16 protein-coding genes are annotated in these 15,997 nt (G+C 67.0%); 5 read left to right on the top strand and 11 right to left on the bottom strand.

Translation table 11 applies throughout. The features are described from left to right. Positions 1-6 precede the first annotated feature (6 nt). The 4 genes from OHZ10_RS20320 to OHZ10_RS20335 form a co-directional block, all read right to left on the bottom strand. On the bottom strand, positions 7-1,224 hold the full coding sequence (locus OHZ10_RS20320; protein ID WP_059237823.1) for a mandelate racemase/muconate lactonizing enzyme family protein: 1,218 nt from the start codon (positions 1,222-1,224) through the stop codon (positions 7-9). Beyond that, positions 1,221-2,552 carry an MFS transporter gene (locus tag OHZ10_RS20325; protein WP_340625410.1) on the bottom strand — a complete coding sequence of 444 codons (1,332 nt, stop codon included), beginning with the start codon at positions 2,550-2,552 and terminating at the stop codon, positions 1,221-1,223. The genes OHZ10_RS20320 and OHZ10_RS20325 overlap by 4 nt, the downstream gene beginning before the upstream one ends. Positions 2,553-2,663: 111 nt before the next feature. Then, positions 2,664-4,088 (bottom strand): aldehyde dehydrogenase, encoded by a 1,425-nt coding sequence (gene aldA / locus OHZ10_RS20330; protein ID WP_174992661.1) that lies wholly within the window; start codon positions 4,086-4,088, stop codon positions 2,664-2,666. A 336-nt stretch (positions 4,089-4,424) separates the two neighbouring features. Further along, positions 4,425-5,363, bottom strand: coding sequence for a LysR substrate-binding domain-containing protein (locus tag OHZ10_RS20335; protein ID WP_011356424.1), 939 nt, complete (start codon positions 5,361-5,363; stop codon positions 4,425-4,427). A 265-nt stretch (positions 5,364-5,628) separates the two neighbouring features. On the opposite strand from OHZ10_RS20335, the gene OHZ10_RS20340 reads away from it, so the two are divergent. Next, positions 5,629-6,504 (top strand): LysR family transcriptional regulator, encoded by an 876-nt coding sequence (locus OHZ10_RS20340; protein WP_342705652.1) that lies wholly within the window; start codon positions 5,629-5,631, stop codon positions 6,502-6,504. A 165-nt stretch (positions 6,505-6,669) separates the two neighbouring features. On the opposite strand, the gene OHZ10_RS20345 is transcribed toward OHZ10_RS20340, so the two are convergent. The 3 genes from OHZ10_RS20345 to OHZ10_RS20355 form a co-directional block, all read right to left on the bottom strand. Beyond that, positions 6,670-7,023: a hypothetical protein gene (locus tag OHZ10_RS20345; protein ID WP_059237820.1), complete on the bottom strand. Its 354-nt coding sequence runs from the start codon at positions 7,021-7,023 to the stop codon at positions 6,670-6,672. Beyond that, on the bottom strand, positions 7,020-7,745 hold the full coding sequence (locus OHZ10_RS20350) for a hypothetical protein (protein ID WP_059237819.1): 726 nt from the start codon (positions 7,743-7,745) through the stop codon (positions 7,020-7,022). The genes OHZ10_RS20345 and OHZ10_RS20350 overlap by 4 nt, the downstream gene beginning before the upstream one ends. A 106-nt stretch (positions 7,746-7,851) precedes the next feature. Beyond that, positions 7,852-8,586: a hypothetical protein gene (locus OHZ10_RS20355; protein WP_059237818.1), complete on the bottom strand. Its 735-nt coding sequence runs from the start codon at positions 8,584-8,586 to the stop codon at positions 7,852-7,854. A gap of 212 nt (positions 8,587-8,798) precedes the next feature. On the opposite strand from OHZ10_RS20355, the gene OHZ10_RS20360 reads away from it, so the two are divergent. Beyond that, positions 8,799-9,056 carry a type II toxin-antitoxin system ParD family antitoxin gene (locus tag OHZ10_RS20360; protein ID WP_059237817.1) on the top strand — a complete coding sequence of 86 codons (258 nt, stop codon included), beginning with the start codon at positions 8,799-8,801 and terminating at the stop codon, positions 9,054-9,056. A 2-nt stretch (positions 9,057-9,058) separates the two neighbouring features. Next, the gene (locus OHZ10_RS20365) at positions 9,059-9,352 is read left to right on the top strand and encodes a type II toxin-antitoxin system RelE/ParE family toxin (RefSeq protein WP_081051958.1); all 294 of its coding nucleotides are present in this window, start codon (positions 9,059-9,061) and stop codon (positions 9,350-9,352) included. Between the two features lie 157 nt (positions 9,353-9,509). Here the strand turns inward: OHZ10_RS20365 and OHZ10_RS20370 are convergent, their stop codons facing one another. The 4 genes from OHZ10_RS20370 to fae form a co-directional block, all read right to left on the bottom strand. Continuing rightward, entirely contained in the window at positions 9,510-10,844 is a 1,335-nt protein-coding gene (locus tag OHZ10_RS20370) for an MFS transporter (RefSeq protein ID WP_226196186.1), read from the bottom strand. A gap of 168 nt (positions 10,845-11,012) precedes the next feature. Further along, positions 11,013-12,464: an NAD-dependent succinate-semialdehyde dehydrogenase gene (locus OHZ10_RS20375; protein WP_059240836.1), complete on the bottom strand. Its 1,452-nt coding sequence runs from the start codon at positions 12,462-12,464 to the stop codon at positions 11,013-11,015. 38 nt (positions 12,465-12,502) lie between these two features. Continuing rightward, a complete protein-coding gene (locus tag OHZ10_RS20380; protein WP_342705653.1) occupies positions 12,503-13,525 on the bottom strand; it encodes an aldo/keto reductase in 1,023 nt (340 codons plus the stop codon). Between the two features lie 41 nt (positions 13,526-13,566). After that, entirely contained in the window at positions 13,567-14,091 is a 525-nt protein-coding gene (gene fae, locus OHZ10_RS20385; protein ID WP_031397394.1) for a formaldehyde-activating enzyme, read from the bottom strand. Positions 14,092-14,417: 326 nt separating this feature from the next. On the opposite strand from fae, the gene OHZ10_RS20390 reads away from it, so the two are divergent. Both OHZ10_RS20390 and OHZ10_RS20395 read left to right on the top strand, forming a co-directional pair. Continuing rightward, entirely contained in the window at positions 14,418-15,335 is a 918-nt protein-coding gene (locus OHZ10_RS20390) for a LysR family transcriptional regulator (protein WP_044848054.1), read from the top strand. A 196-nt stretch (positions 15,336-15,531) separates the two neighbouring features. Continuing rightward, positions 15,532-15,882 (top strand): hypothetical protein, encoded by a 351-nt coding sequence (locus OHZ10_RS20395; protein WP_256086862.1) that lies wholly within the window; start codon positions 15,532-15,534, stop codon positions 15,880-15,882. Positions 15,883-15,997 lie beyond the last annotated feature (115 nt).

Here is a 15,997-nt window from a genome sequence, read left to right on the forward strand (position 1 = left end):
TTGCGCTCAGCCCTTCGCGGGGGCGAGATCCTTCACGTCGACGGGGTGTTCACCCATCTGCAGGTGCAGCCGTTCGCCGGTGTAGGGCGTGTGTCGCCTCACGACGTCCATGTCGAGTTCGATACCGAGGCCCGGCTCGTTCGACGGGATGATGTAGCCGTCTTCCCAGCGGATCGGCGTCTTCACGACTTCGGCGTGGAAACCGCCCCACGTCATGATGCTTTCCTGGATCAGGAAGTTCGGCGTGCAGGTCGCGAGCTGGATGCTCGCGGCCGCGCCCACCGGCCCGTTGTACAGGTGCGGTGCGATCTGCGCGTAGTGCACTTCGGCGAGCGTCGCGATCTTCTTCGCTTCGAGCAGGCCGCCCACGCGTGCGACGTTCAACTGCAGGATCGATGCGCCGCCCGCCTGCAGCAGCTTGTGGAATTCGTACTTGGTGGTCAGGCGCTCGCCGGTCGCGATCGGAATCGACGTGTGCTTCGCGACTTGTGCGATCGCGTCTTCCTGGCCGGGGGGAACCGGCTCCTCGAACCACAGCGGGTCGTACTTCTCGAGCCGCTTCGCGAGCCGGATCGCCGACGACGGCACCATCTGCCCGTGCGTGCCGAACAGCAGGTCAGCCTTGCTGCCGACCGCCTCGCGCACGCGGCGGCAGAACAACTCGCAGCGGTCGAGCACTTCCAGCGACAGCTGGTGGCCGGAGTAGGCCGTGTACGGGCCGGCCGGGTCGAACTTGACGGCCGTGAAGCCGAGCTTCACGTTCTCGGCCGCGCATTCCGCCGCGAGGTCGGGATCGTCGTAGTCGTATTCGCCGTTCGCGTTCTTCGGGTACAGGTACGTGTACGCGCGCAGCCGCTCGTGGATCTTCCCGCCGAGCAGTTCGTACACGGGCTTGCCGGCGGCCTTGCCGATGATGTCCCAGCACGCCATCTCAAGGCCGCTGACGACGCCCATCATCGTGAGATCCGGCCGCTGCGTGAAGCCGCTCGAATAGGCCTGGCGGAACAACCGTTCGACGTGGTGCGGGTCGCGGTCCAGCAGGTGGCGTTCGAACACGTCGTCGATGATCGGGGCCATTGCCTTCGGGCCGAACGTCGCCGAATAGATCTCGCCGACACCTTCGATGCCGTCGTCGGTTTTCAGTTTCACGAAGATCCAGTACATCCCGCCGATATGCGGCGGCGGCACGGCGACGATATGGGTTTCGAGCGAAACGATCTTCATGCGGACTCCTGGATGCGGTGAATTCGGTTGAGGCGGTATTTGAGGAACGCGGCGGCGCCCGCGCCGCAGAGCGCGATGGCCGCGATATAGCCGAAATAGAGCTGGTAGCCATGCGCGCCCGGGTAGGTCTGCGTCACGTAGCCGTTGATCAGCGGCACGAACACGTCGGGCGAATAGCCGAGCACCGAGATCAGGCCGATCGCGAGGCCCGCGCAATGCGTCGGCACCTTGCAGTCGTCGAGCAGCGACCAGTACAGGCCACGGATCGCGTAGGTGAGGATGCCGATGAACAGCACGAGCACGACGAGCATCGCCTGCGGGCTGTGCGCGGGCGCTGCGATCAGCCCGACGAGCGACAGCGCGGCGAGCACCAGTGCCCAGAACAGCACCGACACCTTCGAGACGCGGTCGCCGAGGAAGCCGCCGCCGATACCGCCGACGGGGCGCATCCACAGCTTGAGCGTCGTGATGAAGCCGGCCGCCGTCGCGCTGAGCCCGAAATTGCCTTCGTGCAGGTAGGCCGAGAAGCTGTAGGTCGCCCAGAACACCTGGTAGCCGCAGAACACGATCGCGGCGACGAGCCACAGCTCGGGGATCGCCGCGAGCGTCTTCAGGTCGGTCAGCACGTTGCCTTTTCGGCGTTCCGTCACGGCCTTGCGTTCGCCCGTGCTCGCCGGATCCTTCACCAAAGCGAGCAGCACGCCGAGCGCGATGCAGAAGAACGCGTACAGATGCACGACGAGCCTGAAGCCGGCCGCATCGGTACCGCCGCGCGCCTGCGTCACGTAGGCGAACAGGGTGATCGCGATCGTCGCGAGCAGCGCCTCGATGAGCCCGCGGCCGCCGTCGAGCAGGCCGAAGAAGCGGCCCTGTTCGTCGGGGCCCGCGATCATGTTCACGCGCTTGATCACGGCGGCCCAGAACGTGAGGCCGGTGGACAGCCCCCAGCAGCCGAAGATCAGCACGAGCGTGTCGAACGACGGCCCGGTCGCGTAGACGAGCCCGAGCGCACCCGTCGCGAGCAGCGAGAAGCAGATCAGCCAGCGCGGCGACAGGCGGTCGGCAAGCCAGCCGCTCGGCAGGTAGCTGACGAGGAAGATCGTGCCGAGCGACGAATACAGGTAGCCGAGCTGCACGTCGTCGATATGGAAGAACTGCAGCATCGTCGGCTGGTACACCTGCCGCAGATACAGCATCGGGTAGATCGCGCCCGCGGCAATCACGAGCAGCAGCAGTTGCAGGTAGCGTTGCGCACGGGAATGCTGCGACGCGTGAGCGTCGTCGTGCAACGCGAGCGACGCCGCGGGCGTCGACGGTTGGGTCGGCATGATGTCTTCCTCCATCAGGCGTCCTTGAAGCGGACGCCTGCAGGTTTTTTTATGTTCTGGTCGGGTCAGGGGCGGCGCGCGCGGCGTGGTGTCGTGGGGCGCGCGCCGGTGTCAGTACTTCATGACGACGAGGCGCGTCTGCGTGAATTCGAGCATCCCGTGCTTGCCGTCGTCGCCGCCGAGGCCCGAGCGCTTCCAGCCGGCGTGGAAGCCCTGGTACGGATCGGCCGGCGTGCGGTTCACGTACAGCTCGCCGGCTTCGATCGCGTTGGCGACGGTCATCGCGGTGCGGTAATGCTCGGTGTAGAGCACCGACGACAGGCCGAACTGGTGGTCGTTCGCCTGCGCGATCGCTTCGTCGATCGTCGTGTAGCGCAGCACGGGCATGATCGGGCCGAAGGTTTCCTCCTGCACGATCTCCATGTCCTGCCGCACGCCGGTGAGCAGCGTGGCCGGGTAGAAGAAGCCGGGGCCGTCGGGGATCGCGCCGCCGGTTTCGAGCGTCGCGCCTGCCGCGATCGCGCGTTCGACCATTCCGTGGATGTGTGCGCGCGCCGATGCGCTCACGAGCGGGCCCATCCGCGCGGCGTCTTCCTCACGGTTGCCGATGCGCACGGCCGCCATCTTCTCCTTCAGCAGCGCGACGAAACGGTCGTGCACGCTGTCGTGCACGTACACGCGCTCGATCGCCGTGCAGAGCTGGCCGCAATGGGTCGTCTTCGACGCGACGAGCGCAGCGGCCGCGCGTTCGAGATCGGCGTCCGGCTCGATGATCGCGGGCGTCTTGCCGCCGAGTTCGAGCGACGGCTTCGCGATGTTCGCCTTGCAGTAGTCGAGCACCTTGCGGCCCGCGTTCACGCTGCCGGTTAGCGTGATCATCCCGACTGCCGGGTGCGTGCACAGCGCTTCGGCCGTCGCGTGGTCCATCGTCAGGATGTTGACGACGCCCGGCGGGAAGCCCGCATCGTCGGCCGCCTTCGCGATCTCGAACGCGGAGACCGGCGTGTGGTTGCTCGGCCGCACGACCACGGTATTGCCGGCGATCAGCGCGGGCGCGACCTTGCGCAGCAGCGTGTAGACGGGATAGTTGAACGGGATCAGGCACGCGACGACGCCGATCGGCTCGCGCTGCAGGAACAGGTTCTCGTCGGGCGTGTCGCTCGGGATGATCTCGCCTTCGATCCGGCGTGCCCACTCCGCGTGGTAGCGCGTGATCTGGCCCGCGTAGACGGCTTCGTTCGACGCGTCCTCGACGCTCTTGCCGGATTCCTGCGCGAGCGCCGCGCCGATCTCGGGCGCACGTGCGGTCAGCGCGTCGGCGAAACGGTGCAGGTACGCAGCGCGTTCGGCGCTCGGCAGCTTGCGCCACGTCTTCTGCGCGGCGGCCGCGGCGTCGACGGCGGCGAGTGCGTCGGCCGGCGTCGCGGCCGGCACGCGCGCGAACGGCGCTTCGGTGGCGGGATTGTGGACGACGATGAACGCGTCGCTTTCCGGGGCGACGAAACGGCCGTTCACGTAGTTGCGTTCGGTGCGCATGAAGTGACTCCTCCGATGAATGCGGGCGGATCGCTTCGGGTGGCGACACGCGCGGTACGGGACAGAGGTCATTCTCTTCATGCGTTTAGCGCACGACAAACGACTTATTTTCGCGTCGAGCATGAGAAAAACGCACGTTACTCGGCCGATCGGCCGGAATCGCGTGTCCGGCGTGGCTGTCGTGGCGCGGGCCGGGAGCGGGACGGGCGGTGGCAGGGCCGCGGTTGCCGACTGGTCCGAAGGCGCGCGGGGGCGGGAGGCGGTAAGGTGTCGGCCGCGCTTGGGGCTTCGGCGCGGACGGGGCGGTCGGCTATGCCTGGGGGGACGGATCGTGCGCTAGGCCAGCGGCACTTGCGGAAGCGGCGACGACGGTTCGAGATGGCGCTTCGCGAGCCACACTTCCTGCTGCAGCCAGTCGCGGAACTGGACGATGTGCGGCAGGTTCGTCTGCTCGGGCCGCGTGACGAACCAGTACGACTGGTGGCCGTCGACGTGCACGTTGAGCACCTGCATCAGTTGCCCGGTCGCCAGTTCGCGCGCGACCATGTGGCGATCGGCGATCGTGATCCCGAGGCCGTCGATCGCCGCGCGGATCGCGTGGTCTAGCAGGTCGAATTCGTAGCCGCCGCGCGTGTCGACGTCGGCGATGCCGGCCGCCTTCAGCCAGTGCTGCCAGGTCAGGTAGCGCTGGTCGTCGGTGGCGAGCACGTGCAGCAGCGTGAAGCGGTTCAGGTCGATCGGCGCGCCGTCCTGTCGCAGCCGCGCATACAGCGCGGGCGCGCAGACGGCGATATGCTGCTCCTGCATCAGCAGTGCGTTGTCGAAGCCGTCCCATTCGCCGTCGCCGAACCGGATCGCGCAGTCGAGCACGCGCGATTCGCCGAGACTGTCGTGTATGCGGGTCGTGAGGCTCAGCTCGAATTCGGGATGCGCGTCGCGCAGCCGGCCGAGCCGCGGCATCAGCCAGCGCGCGGCGAAGGTGGGCGGCACGTTCGCGCGCAGGCGGTTCAGGTGGGTTTTTTCCTGCAGGCTGCGTACGGTCAGCTCGATCTTGTCGAACGATTGCTGCAGCGCGCGCAGCAGCACGCGGCCGGCCGCCGTCAGTTCGAGCTGGTGATGGCGGCGCTCGAGCAGGGTTTCACCGAGCTGGCCCTCGAGCTGGCGAACCTGGCGGCTCACCGCGCTCTGCGTCACGTTGAGCAGTTCGGCCGCGCGTGTGAAGCTGCCGGTGCGGCCGGCCATCTCGAAGGCTTTCAGCGCATTCAGCGCCGGCATCTTGCGTCTCACGGGGCGGTGTCGTGTTTGGTGCGGGATGCTTATTGTAGGCGGGCGGCGCGGGCGCGGGGACGATGAATGGATGCGACGGAGGGCGCGGGCCTCCGGGCAGCTTTATGGCGCGGCGGTTGGCGCGGCGTTGCGACAAGGCTGCGCGCTGGATGGACGGCGGCGCCGGCCGGCAACGGCACGAACGGCACGAACGATACGAACGATACGAACGATACGAACGATACGAACGATTCGAACGAAAGGGACACACATCATGCGACGCCTGCCATCGTTGATCGCGCTGCGATTTTTCGAGGAGACCGCGCGTCACCTGAGCTTCAACCGTGCGGCGGTTTCGCTGTGCGTGACGCAGGGGGCGGTGAGCCGGCAGATCCGGCTGCTCGAGGAAGCGCTGGGCACGCGGCTGTTCGAGCGCGATCACAAGGGCGTGCGCCTGACCGATGCCGGCCAGCGGTTGCTGCCGTTCATCGGGCAGGCGTTCGACACGATCGAGCGCGGCGTCGACGAAATCGCCGCCACGCGGCCGGGTGCGAAGCGGCGGCTGACGGTGTCGCTGCCGCCGACGTTCGCGACGCAGTGGTTTTCGCCGCGGCTCGGCACGCTCGCGGAGACGCTGCCCGACGTCGAGCTGTCGATCCGCACCGAGCCGGCCGACGACTGCCATTGCCACATCCGCTTCGGGCGCGCGGCGCGCGCCGGGATGCAGTCGGAGCTTCTGATGATGGAGCGGCATGCGCTCGTCGGCGCGCCGCGCTATCGCGGTGACGCGCTCGACGTGCTGCTCGGCCGGCTGCCGTCGCTGCATGTGCTGCACGAAGGCAAGCGTCTGACGCTGTGGGCCGACTGGTGCGAGCAAGCGGGCGTGCCGGTGGCGCGGATCGGCGACGGCATCGAGTTTTCCACGCTCGAACAGGCGATCCGCGCGGCGCGCAAGGGTGCGGGGCTCGCGGTGGTCGACCTGAACATGATCGAGGAGGAGATCGGCGAGGGCAGCCTGGTGCGGCTGTCGCCGGTGCAGCCGATCGGGCCGTTCGGTTATTGGCTCGATGTCGAGCCGGAGAGTATCGCGGTCGAGCCAGTAGTCGCGTTCGCCGCGTGGTTGCGGGAGCAGGCGGGGCGGAAGGGGTAGGGGCGACCGTGGGACGCGACTGATCGGAAGGTGGGGGAAATCGGATCGGTCCGCGCCCGTCGCACGGTGCTTTCAACTTTGGTGTCCGTTAAAGATCGTTACCGACGGGAGACGTGTACGGTCGTTGTCGAGCCGAGCCAGACGGCTTTTCCCCGTCGTTGCCGGCTACGCGTCGGGGTCGTGTCCGAAGTGCATGAGTGTCTCCCGGCGGCCGCTGGCTTCGATTTCGGCGAGCGATTCGACCGGCAACTGGCACTTGGAGAGATCGATACGCCCGACGTTGAAGACGGCGCGTCGCGGCGGGGATGCCGGCACGTCGGCCGGCCGTGTGTCATGCTCGACGGCGGACTGGCGCATGACGCGCGCCAGGCTTCGATGGAGTTCGCTTGCGACGAGCGTATCGAGGAGTTGCCTGGCTTCGGAGACGAGAGCGAGGCGATGCCGGTTCGCCTGCCGGCCCCGCTTTGCCGTGGCGCGCGCGATCCGGAATCCGGCAATCGGCGTGTGCTTTGCGTTCATTCGTAAATCCCCTTTTCGATCAGATATCTTTGCAACGCCCGCACAGATGTGCCGTGCGGTGCGACGTCGAATGACATCCAGCGATGTGATCCCGCCACACGCCAGAAATCTCGCCCGAATCGTGTGGCATAGAGCGCACGCAGCGACCGGAGCGATCCGTCGGCAAGACCGACCGGGTGCCCCTGGAAATACTGGAACAACGCCGCTTCATCGCTGCACTTGTCGGGAATGGGCGCGTCGAAACCGAACCGTGGCCATGCGTAGTATCCGAGTAGCCGGCGCCCGCCCGGTTTGGGCGCGCCCTTCCGGCCCCCCGCTGCGAATGCAATGATTCGGCTGATGCCCAACGTATCAGATGCCCTGGCGATGCGCCACAGCATCGCCGCGCCGAGTCCCGCGATTGCGTTGTCGACGAGATCGATCGTCTTGAGTTCGAGTAGGGATGTGTCCGATTCTCGACGCACCGATACACGGTTTTCGGATCGGATCCAGGTGGTGTTCGTGACCGAGAGCGTCAACCAGCCTCTGCTGTCGAGATAGGCTTGAATCGCCGATCCGGTGGGCGCTCCGCACAACGAAACCAGCAACGCGTCGGGAACGTGACCCTCCACACCCAGCAACGCGGAGATATCCAGGTCGTTTCGATCGATCGTGAGCCGATCGTCGAAGTACGTCGTCTCGTACGGCAGGACATGGCTGAGGTCGACATGCTGAGCGGGCATGGTGGCGGTCGAAAAGCGGAAAACCCCAGCATATCGCCGCGAATCCTGCGGGCCGAGTCAGCCGAACGGCCAATCGCGAGACGGAACGCCCGCCGTTCCGCCCGCCTTACGACCAGTCGAACGTCAACAGCGCCACACGGCTCACCGGCTCGTAAAACAGGAGAATCCAGTCCGCCCCCATCGCGCGATATTCCCATCCGGTTACGCCGGCGACGAAGCGAAAGCGCGCACCGTCGGGGCCGATCGGCCGGATGTTGTCCGGATCGCTGTCGTCGACCGGAAAATCCGAGGTGCCCGACCAGTTGCCCCAGCCCACCGATCCGCCAAGCTGGTCGATGAGGTTGCACGGTTTTTCCTGGCTGAAATCGCGCTCGTCCGGCGCGTACTGGTTGGACGAGTAGAGCACGCCGTATTCGGCGAACCGCTTGCGCGTCGCTTCGATGCTGGCCTGTTGTTCGGCGTAATGCGCCTTCAGTTCCGCGCGATAGCCTGCGTCATGTGTGCCGGGCGGGTTTTCCAGATAGAAGTAGCGCGGGTCGCCGAGCAGCGTGTAGCGGTTGTTTTCGTCGAGCCGGAACCCGATCCAGTTCGCGCGGAGATAGTCGTTGTGGTACGCGGCCGTGTCCTGCCCGACGAGCCCGTCATAAGGTTCGACGGGGCTGAGCAGGTGGATCCAGCCCTGCCACGACGGATTGACCGTCGACAGGTCGATCGACACGAGCGGATGCAGATGGCGCGCGAGTGCGGCATGGGGCTCGGCAAAGACGTCGGTGTCCGGCGGGTAGACCTTCAGGCCAGGTTGTGGCGTGACGATGTCTTCAATCGTGATCGGTATCCGCATGGTGAGGATCCGGCAAGGCTACACGAGTAAAGGCGAAACCCGGATGAATACCGGCGCCGTCGCAGCCTGTTCGTAGCGCGCCCCGTTCCGTCCATCCACCCGATCGGCCGTGAAAGCATTCGCGCCGGTCCGTCTGGAGATCGTCTTCTTGATAATAGTTGATAGCCGGGATACGCTTGGCAGATCGAATGCAATCCGGTCGGGAGGTCGACATGATCAGTGCGGAACTGGGCCAGCAACTGGAGGCTTACGTCGCGAAGCTGGTCGAATCGGGGCGCTACGGTTCCAAGAGCGAAGTGCTGCGCGAAGGCGTGCGCCTGATCCAGGATCGCGAGGCGCAACTGAATGCGCTGGACGCGGTGATCGCGCGCAGCGTGGCCGATGCGGAAGCAGGGCGCAGCGCCGAGGCGGCGGAAGTCTTCGATCGTCTCGAGGCGAAGTATCGGGATCAGGCGGATCGTCAGGCCTGACCGTGCGCCTGTCCGATTTTGCGATTGCCGAACTCGAAGCAATCGCCGATGACATCGCACGCGACAACCCGCAACGCGCCGTGACGTTCGTGCGGGAAATCCGCGACAAGTGTCTGGGCCTGGCCGCGATGCCGCTGGCGTTTCCGCTGGTGCCGCGCCTCGAGCGTGACGGCGTGCGGCACCGAGTGTACGGCAACTACCAGATCTTCTACCGGGTCGTCGGCGATCCGCCGACGCGGATCGACATTCTTCACGTCCTGCACGGCGCGCGGGACTACGCGTCGATTCTGTTCTGAGCGGACGCGCGCATCTCATCGTGTCCGGAATGAACGAACCCGGCCACGACCCGGTTCGACCGCATCGCGTTCGGCATCGCCGCGGCACATCAGCGGCGTGCCGATGCGAAAGCCTCAGGCGCGATGAAGCAGGCGGGCACGCAACCCGCCTCCATCGTCAATGCCCCGACGCCTCCTCCAGCGTTAGATGCTTCGTCTCCGGCGCCCACGCGATCGACACGATCATCCCCGCCAGCAACACGCCCGCGAGCGCGAACATCGTCGCGTGAAAGCCGAGCGTCGCGATGCCGGCCGGCAGCAGGAACGTGCCGATCGCCGATCCGAGCCGGCTGCACGCGATCGCGAGGCCCACGCCGCTCGCGCGCACTTCGGTCGGGAAGCACTCGGGCGGGAACACGCCGACGAGGTTGCTGAACGCCGACATCGTCAGCGTGAAGATTGCGAACGCGACGATCATCGCGAGGGCCGCCGACGACGGCAGCACCGCGAGCGCGACGAGCGACGCGCACGTCACCGCGAACGAGCCGATCAGGAAGCCGCGTCGCGACAGCCGGATCGTCAGCCAGATGCCGATCAGCGCGCCCAGCACGAGAAACGCGTTCAGCAGCAGGTCCGCACCGAATCCTTCGGCGAGGCCGATCGTCTTCAGGATCGTCGGCAGGAACGTGTAGATCGCGAAATACGGAATCACGAGGCACACGAAAAACGCGCAGTTGAAGAGCGTGCGGCGGACCAGGTCACGCTGGAACAGTCGCGCGAAACCGGCATTCGCATGCGGTTCGGCCGAACCGTCGAGCATCACGTGCGGCCCGAAATGCTTCGCGACGATCGCGCGCGCTTCCTGCACGCGGCCCTTGCCGAGCAGCCAGCGCGGCGATTCGGGCGTGCCGATCCGCAGCACCAGCACGATCAGCGCAGGCAGCGCAGCTGACGCGAGCAGCCAGCGCCATGCGTCGGGCGCGGCGTCGCCGTACGCGAGGCCGAGCACGTTCGCGGCGACATAGCCGATCGTCCAGATCACGCTGAACGAGCCGAGCAGCGCGCCGCGATGCTTGCGCGGCGAGAATTCGGCGAGGATCGCATGGCCGACGGTGAAGTCGCCGCCCATCCCGAAGCCGATCAGCACGCGCAGCGCGCACAGTTCGAGCGGCGACGTGACGAAGCACTGCGCGAACGCGGCCGCCGTGATGATCACGAAGCTCGTCAGGAAGATCTTCTGCCGGCCCATCCGGTCCGACAGCCAGCCGAACACGAGGCTGCCGAAGAAGATGCCGATCAGCGCCGAGCTGCCGATCATCCCCATCCAGAACGCGTCGATCGGCATCTGCCTGCCGAGCGCGGCCAGCGCGTAGCCGATCGTACCGAGCGTGTAGCCTTCGGTGAAATGCGCGCCGAACGTGAGGCCGGCGATCTTCACGTGGAAACGGTTGAGCGGCACGTCGTCGAGCGCGACGGGGCGGTGCGGCGCATCGGCGCCGCGCGACAGCGGCAACGCGCGCGCGGTGCCGGATTGAACGTTGGCTTGGGTCAAGCTGCCTCCTGGATTGTTATCTGGCGCGCAATGGCGCGCGCAGGCGGCGCGCCGCCGCGAGCGTCGTGCAAGGCGTGGTGCGGCCGCGCGCCCGGGCGGCACGCGGCGCGGGTCGACCGCGGGGAGCGGTCAGCGGCCGAGGCCGGCCATCAGCGTGTACTTGAGTTCCACGTATTCGTCGAGGCCGTACTTCGAGCCTTCTCGGCCGAGCCCCGATTGCTTGACGCCGCCGAACGGTGCGACCTCGGTCGAGATGATCCCGTCGTTGACGCCGACCATGCCGCTCTCCAGCGCACCCGACACGCGCCACGCGCGGCCGAGGTCGCGCGTGTAGAAGTACGCGGACAGCCCGAATGGCGTGTCGTTGGCCGCGGCGACGGCCTCTTCCTCGGTCGTGAAGCGGAAGCAGCCGGCGACGGGGCCGAAGGTTTCCTCTTCGGCGATCAGCATGTCGGCCGTCATGCCGGTCAGCACGGTCGGCTCGTAGAACGTGCCGCCGAGCCCATGACGCTTGCCGCCGGTGAGCGCGTGCGCGCCCTTCGCGGTCGCATCGGCCACGTGCCGCTCGACCTTGCCGAGCGCCGCCTCGTTGATCAGCGGCCCCTGGTCGACTTCGTCGACGAGCGCATTGCCGACGCGCAGCGTGCGCACGGCGTCCGCCAGCTTGCGCGTGAACGCGTCGTACACGCCGTCCTGCACGAGAAAGCGGTTCACGCACACGCAGGTCTGGCCCGTGTTGCGAAACTTCGACGCGATCGCGCCCGTGACCGCCGCATCGAGATCGGCATCGTCGAACACGATGAACGGCGCGTTGCCGCCGAGTTCGAGCGACAGCTTCTTCAGCGTGTCGGCCGACTGCTTCGCGAGCAGCTTGCCGACGCGCGTCGAGCCCGTGAACGACAGCTTGCGCACGACGGAAGAACTCGTCAGCGTCTCGCCGATCGCGACCGCGTCGCCCGACACCACGTTGAACACGCCGGCCGGCACGCCCGCACGCTCGGCGAGCACCGCGAGCGCGAACGCCGACAGCGGCGTTTCCTCGGACGGCTTCAGCACCATCGTGCAGCCGGCCGCGAGTGCGGGGCCGGCCTTGCGCGTGATCATCGCGAGCGGGAAATTCCACGGCGTGATCGCGGCGACGACACCGACCGGCTCGCGCGTGACGACGATCTGCGCATCCGGCTTCGGGCTAGGGATCACGTCGCCGTACATGCGCTTCGCTTCTTCCGCGAACCATTCGAGAAAGCTCGCCGCGTACGCGACTTCGCCGCGCGCTTCCGCGAGCGGCTTGCCTTGCTCGCGCGTCAGCAGTTCGGCGAGCGCGTCGCGGTGTTCGAGCATCAGCTCGCCCCAGCGCTTCACACGCGCGCCGCGCGCCTTCGCGGTCAGTGCGCGCCACGCGGGAAACGCGTGCGCGGCCGCGTCGATGGCGCGCTGTGTGTCGTCGGCGCCGCCTTTCGCGACTTTCGCGATCGTCTCGCCGGTCGCGGGGTTCAGCACCGGATAGGTCGCATCGCTCGCGCCATGCGATTCGTGCCATTCGCCGCCGATGTAATGGCCGGTCCTCAGAAATTCGTTCATTGTGTGTTGTTCCTTCAGTGCCTCGGAGCCTCGGCCCATCAGTCCGTCGCGAAACTGCCCTGCGCCGGACGCGACGCGCGCGCGATGCGCTTGCCGGCCGTGTAGTCGTTGATCAGGTCGCACGGCGTGTAGTTGCGTTCCAGCTCGTGCAGTTCTTCTTCGGCGAGTTGCGTTTCGAGCGCGCCGAGCGCGCTGTCGAACTGCGCGACGGAATCCGCGCCGACCAGCATGCTCGCGATGCCGGGGCGGCTCAGCACCCACGCCTGCGCGATCTGCGCGGGCGGTACGCTGCGGCGCTTCGCGACCTTCGCGACCGATTCCGCGATCGCAAGCGATGAAGCATCGCCGTACATCTGCGCGGTGAAGAAGTCGGTCTGGTTACGCGTCGATTGCGGCTCGCAGGTCAGCAGGCCGCGCGCGAGCGGGCTGAACACCGACACGCCGACGCCCTGGTCGATGCAGTACGGCACCATCTCGCGCTCTTCCTCGCGATACGCGAGGTTCAACTGCAGCTGCATGTTGATCGGCTTGTCCCAGCCGTTTCGTTCGCAGGCCTGCATGATCTTCGCGAACTGCCACGTATACATCGTCGATACGCCGATATAGCGCGCCTTGCCCGCGCGCACGATGTCGTGCAGCGCGCTCATCGTTTCCTCGACGGGCGTGTTCACGTCGAAGAAGTGCAGCATGAAGATGTCGACGTAATCCATCCCGAGCCGCTTCAGCGAAGCGTCGATTCCGTCGAGCACGTGCTTGCGCGAATGGCCGCCCGCGTTCGGATAGCTGCCCATGTCGTAGCCGACCTTGGTCGTCACGACGAGCTCCTCGCGGCGCGCGTTGCGCTTCAGGATGCGGCCGACCACTTCCTCGCCGACGCCCGTCGAATAGAAATCCGCGAGATCGATGAAGTTGACGCCGGCGTCAAGCGCACGGCGCACGATCGGCTCGCTCTGCGCTTCGTCGAAGATCCAGGGCTTCCATTCGGGGGTGCCCATGTTCATCGTGCCGAGACACAGGCGGGACACCTTCAGGCCGGACTGGCCGAGGCGGACGTATTCCATGTTTCCTCCAGGTGCGGCCTTGTGTCGGCCGCTTGTCGTCGTCAGTTTTTCTTCGGGGTATAGAACGGGTTCGACACGTCGCGCGCGGCGGCGAATACCGCGTCGCGATGCGGCAGCCCTTCCATCGCGGCGACGATCGCGTTGCGGCACGCACGATAGTTGTTCTCGAACACGGCATCGAGATCGTCGGTCTGCGGGTTCACCCAGTTCGCCGACACGACGACCCAGTCGTTCTCCGCTTCGGGCGGCAGCGTGCCGTTCTCGAGCGCTTCGGCCACGGCCTTCGCGATGCCGGCCTGCGACGCGCCCCACGTGGCGTTGCCGTGGAAATCGCCGGCGATCTGCGCCTTGTTGACGTACAGCGTGAGCGGCTTGGTCGGCACGCCCGGCTGCGCGATCACGACGAACGGCGCATGGCCGGCCGACGGCGTCGCGAGGGCCGTGGCGAACGCCTGGCCCGCCGGGCCGTTGCGCGGGCCGACCAGCACGTTGATGTGCGCGAGGTTGACGCCGGGGCCTTCGAAGCCTTCGCCGATGTAAAGCTGCCTGGGTTGAGATGCGGTCATTGCGGTGTCTCGTCGATGAGGTTGGGTGTGAGGCGATTGTGGTGGGCCGCGGCGCGGCCGGTGAATCGATGTTTTCTGATCGGGCTATGAGTTTTCGTCGTCTCCGGGAATGCCCTGAGGTCGGCACGCGGACGCCCGCCGGGCGGGCCTCGGCCGGTGTCGTGACGGCGGGCGGGGCGGGCTCGGCGGGCGGGCATTCGCGAACCGGCTCCGGGTTTGTCATACCCGGGCAGGGGTTGGAGGGCCGGGCGCATCCGGACAACAATCGGCGTACTCCGAGCCCTATCTTTCGTCTTCCCTTCTTTTTTCGAAAGCGAGTAATTCCGATGGCTGCCATTCAAAGGCCCGATTGGTCGAAGCTCAGTTCGCTCGATCCGGAACTGATCCGCGCATTCGTCGCCGTGGTCGAGAGCGGCGGCTTCACCGCGGCGGCCCGGCAACTGCATCGCACGCAATCGACGATCAGCCTGCGCATCCGCACGCTCGAGGAGCGGCTCGACACGCACCTGTTCATGCGCAACAGCCGGCGGCTCGAACTGTCACGCGACGGCGAGAATTTCCTGATCCATGCGCGCCGCATCATCCAGGTGCAGAACGACGCGATCCTCGCGCTGAAGCAGGCGAGCAGCGATCGCGGCGTCGTGCGCTTCGGGCTGCCCGAGGACTATGCGGAGCTGTGGCTGCCCGATCTGTTGAAGTCGTTCTATGCGATGCGGCCGGGCGCGCGCTTTCACGTGCATTGCCGCACGTCGCTCGAACTGCTCGAACGGCTGCAGGCCGGCGAGCTCGACGTCGCGCTCGTCGTGCGCCACGGGCCGAACGCGGGCGGACGGCTGCTCGGCCGTCACGAGGTCGTGTGGGCCGCGCACCGGGATTTCGCGCTCGGCCCGCAGGCGTCGGTGCCGCTCGCGCTGTTTCCGGAGACGTGCTGCTACCGGCAGCGCGGGCTGCAGGCGCTCGCGACGGCCGAGCGGCCGTATCACGTCGTCTATACGAGCCAGAGCCCGACCGGCATCAAGATCGCGGTGAACCACGGCGCGGCCGTGACGATGATCGACCGCTGCACGCTGCCCGAGAACTGGCGCGTGCTCGACGAGACGGACGGGCTGCCGCCGCTGCCGGCGGCCGATCTCGAACTGCATCGCTCGCCGGGCATCTGCGATCCGCTGACCGACGATCTGGTGTCGCTGATCGAATCGATGGTCGACGAGCGGCGGCGCGCGTCGCTCGAAGCGTTCGCGTAGTGCGGCGACCGACGCGCAGGCAAGGCTGACGCGAACCGTGGCGCGCGGCTGCGGCGCGCACATGACGGCCGCACGGTGACGTGTCGCGTCTCCGTGCCGTTTTTTGCGCCGGCGCCCCGTTTTTTTGCACGACGTTTATGCGGTCTCTTCTAAGCTGGGGATGTGTCGAACAGCCGAGACGGCCTCCGTCCGCTCCATGACCTTCATTCATCCCGTTCCCGCCTACGACGTCGCCGGCCGCCAGTTGCGCGCCGGCGCACGCAACAACGTCATTCCGTTCCCGCCGCCGCGCCCGCGCCTGCAGTTGCCCGTCACCTTGACGGCCGATTCCGGCGAACACGCGCACGCGCGGCTCGCGGCGCTGCTGCATTCCCCGCTCGGCGTGTATGTCGTCAGCGCGCGTGCCGTGCGCGACGTGATCCACGTGCACTTCGACATCGCGCCTGAAGACCTGGATTTCACGCTGCACATGCTGATCGCGCAGCAGGCCGATGCGGTGATCGGGCCGGTCGCGCGCTGGTTGCGCGTCGGGCCGAAGGCACGGTGAAGCGGGGAGCGGTTGTTGCCCGTTCCTCGATGGCTTATCCGATCCGCTGCCCGACCGCCGGGTTGCCGCGCTATCCGCCCGCAGGCGGCGGACAGGCGCGCGACACCGCGTGCGC

It is taken from the genome of Burkholderia arboris (assembly GCF_038723655.1).
Classification (GTDB): domain Bacteria; phylum Pseudomonadota; class Gammaproteobacteria; order Burkholderiales; family Burkholderiaceae; genus Burkholderia; species Burkholderia arboris.

Excerpts from the sequence above, each read along its gene's own strand:
- OHZ10_RS20335 (WP_011356424.1), bottom strand. The coding sequence starts at position 5,363 with ATGCCGGCGCTGAATGCGCTGAAAGCCTTCGAGATGGCCGGCCGCACC.
- OHZ10_RS20375 (WP_059240836.1), bottom strand. The coding sequence starts at position 12,464 with ATGAACGAATTTCTGAGGACCGGCCATTACATCGGCGGCGAATGGCAC.
- OHZ10_RS20355 (WP_059237818.1), bottom strand. The coding sequence starts at position 8,586 with ATGCGGATACCGATCACGATTGAAGACATCGTCACGCCACAACCTGGC.
- OHZ10_RS20360 (WP_059237817.1), top strand. The coding sequence starts at position 8,799 with ATGATCAGTGCGGAACTGGGCCAGCAACTGGAGGCTTACGTCGCGAAG.
- fae (WP_031397394.1), bottom strand. The coding sequence starts at position 14,091 with ATGACCGCATCTCAACCCAGGCAGCTTTACATCGGCGAAGGCTTCGAA.
- OHZ10_RS20320 (WP_059237823.1), bottom strand. The coding sequence starts at position 1,224 with ATGAAGATCGTTTCGCTCGAAACCCATATCGTCGCCGTGCCGCCGCCG.
- OHZ10_RS20350 (WP_059237819.1), bottom strand. The coding sequence starts at position 7,745 with ATGCCCGCTCAGCATGTCGACCTCAGCCATGTCCTGCCGTACGAGACG.
- OHZ10_RS20325 (WP_340625410.1), bottom strand. The coding sequence starts at position 2,552 with ATGCCGACCCAACCGTCGACGCCCGCGGCGTCGCTCGCGTTGCACGAC.
- OHZ10_RS20380 (WP_342705653.1), bottom strand. The coding sequence starts at position 13,525 with ATGGAATACGTCCGCCTCGGCCAGTCCGGCCTGAAGGTGTCCCGCCTG.
- OHZ10_RS20340 (WP_342705652.1), top strand. The coding sequence starts at position 5,629 with ATGCGACGCCTGCCATCGTTGATCGCGCTGCGATTTTTCGAGGAGACC.
- OHZ10_RS20345 (WP_059237820.1), bottom strand. The coding sequence starts at position 7,023 with ATGAACGCAAAGCACACGCCGATTGCCGGATTCCGGATCGCGCGCGCC.
- aldA (WP_174992661.1), bottom strand. The coding sequence starts at position 4,088 with ATGCGCACCGAACGCAACTACGTGAACGGCCGTTTCGTCGCCCCGGAA.
- OHZ10_RS20395 (WP_256086862.1), top strand. The coding sequence starts at position 15,532 with ATGACCTTCATTCATCCCGTTCCCGCCTACGACGTCGCCGGCCGCCAG.
- OHZ10_RS20390 (WP_044848054.1), top strand. The coding sequence starts at position 14,418 with ATGGCTGCCATTCAAAGGCCCGATTGGTCGAAGCTCAGTTCGCTCGAT.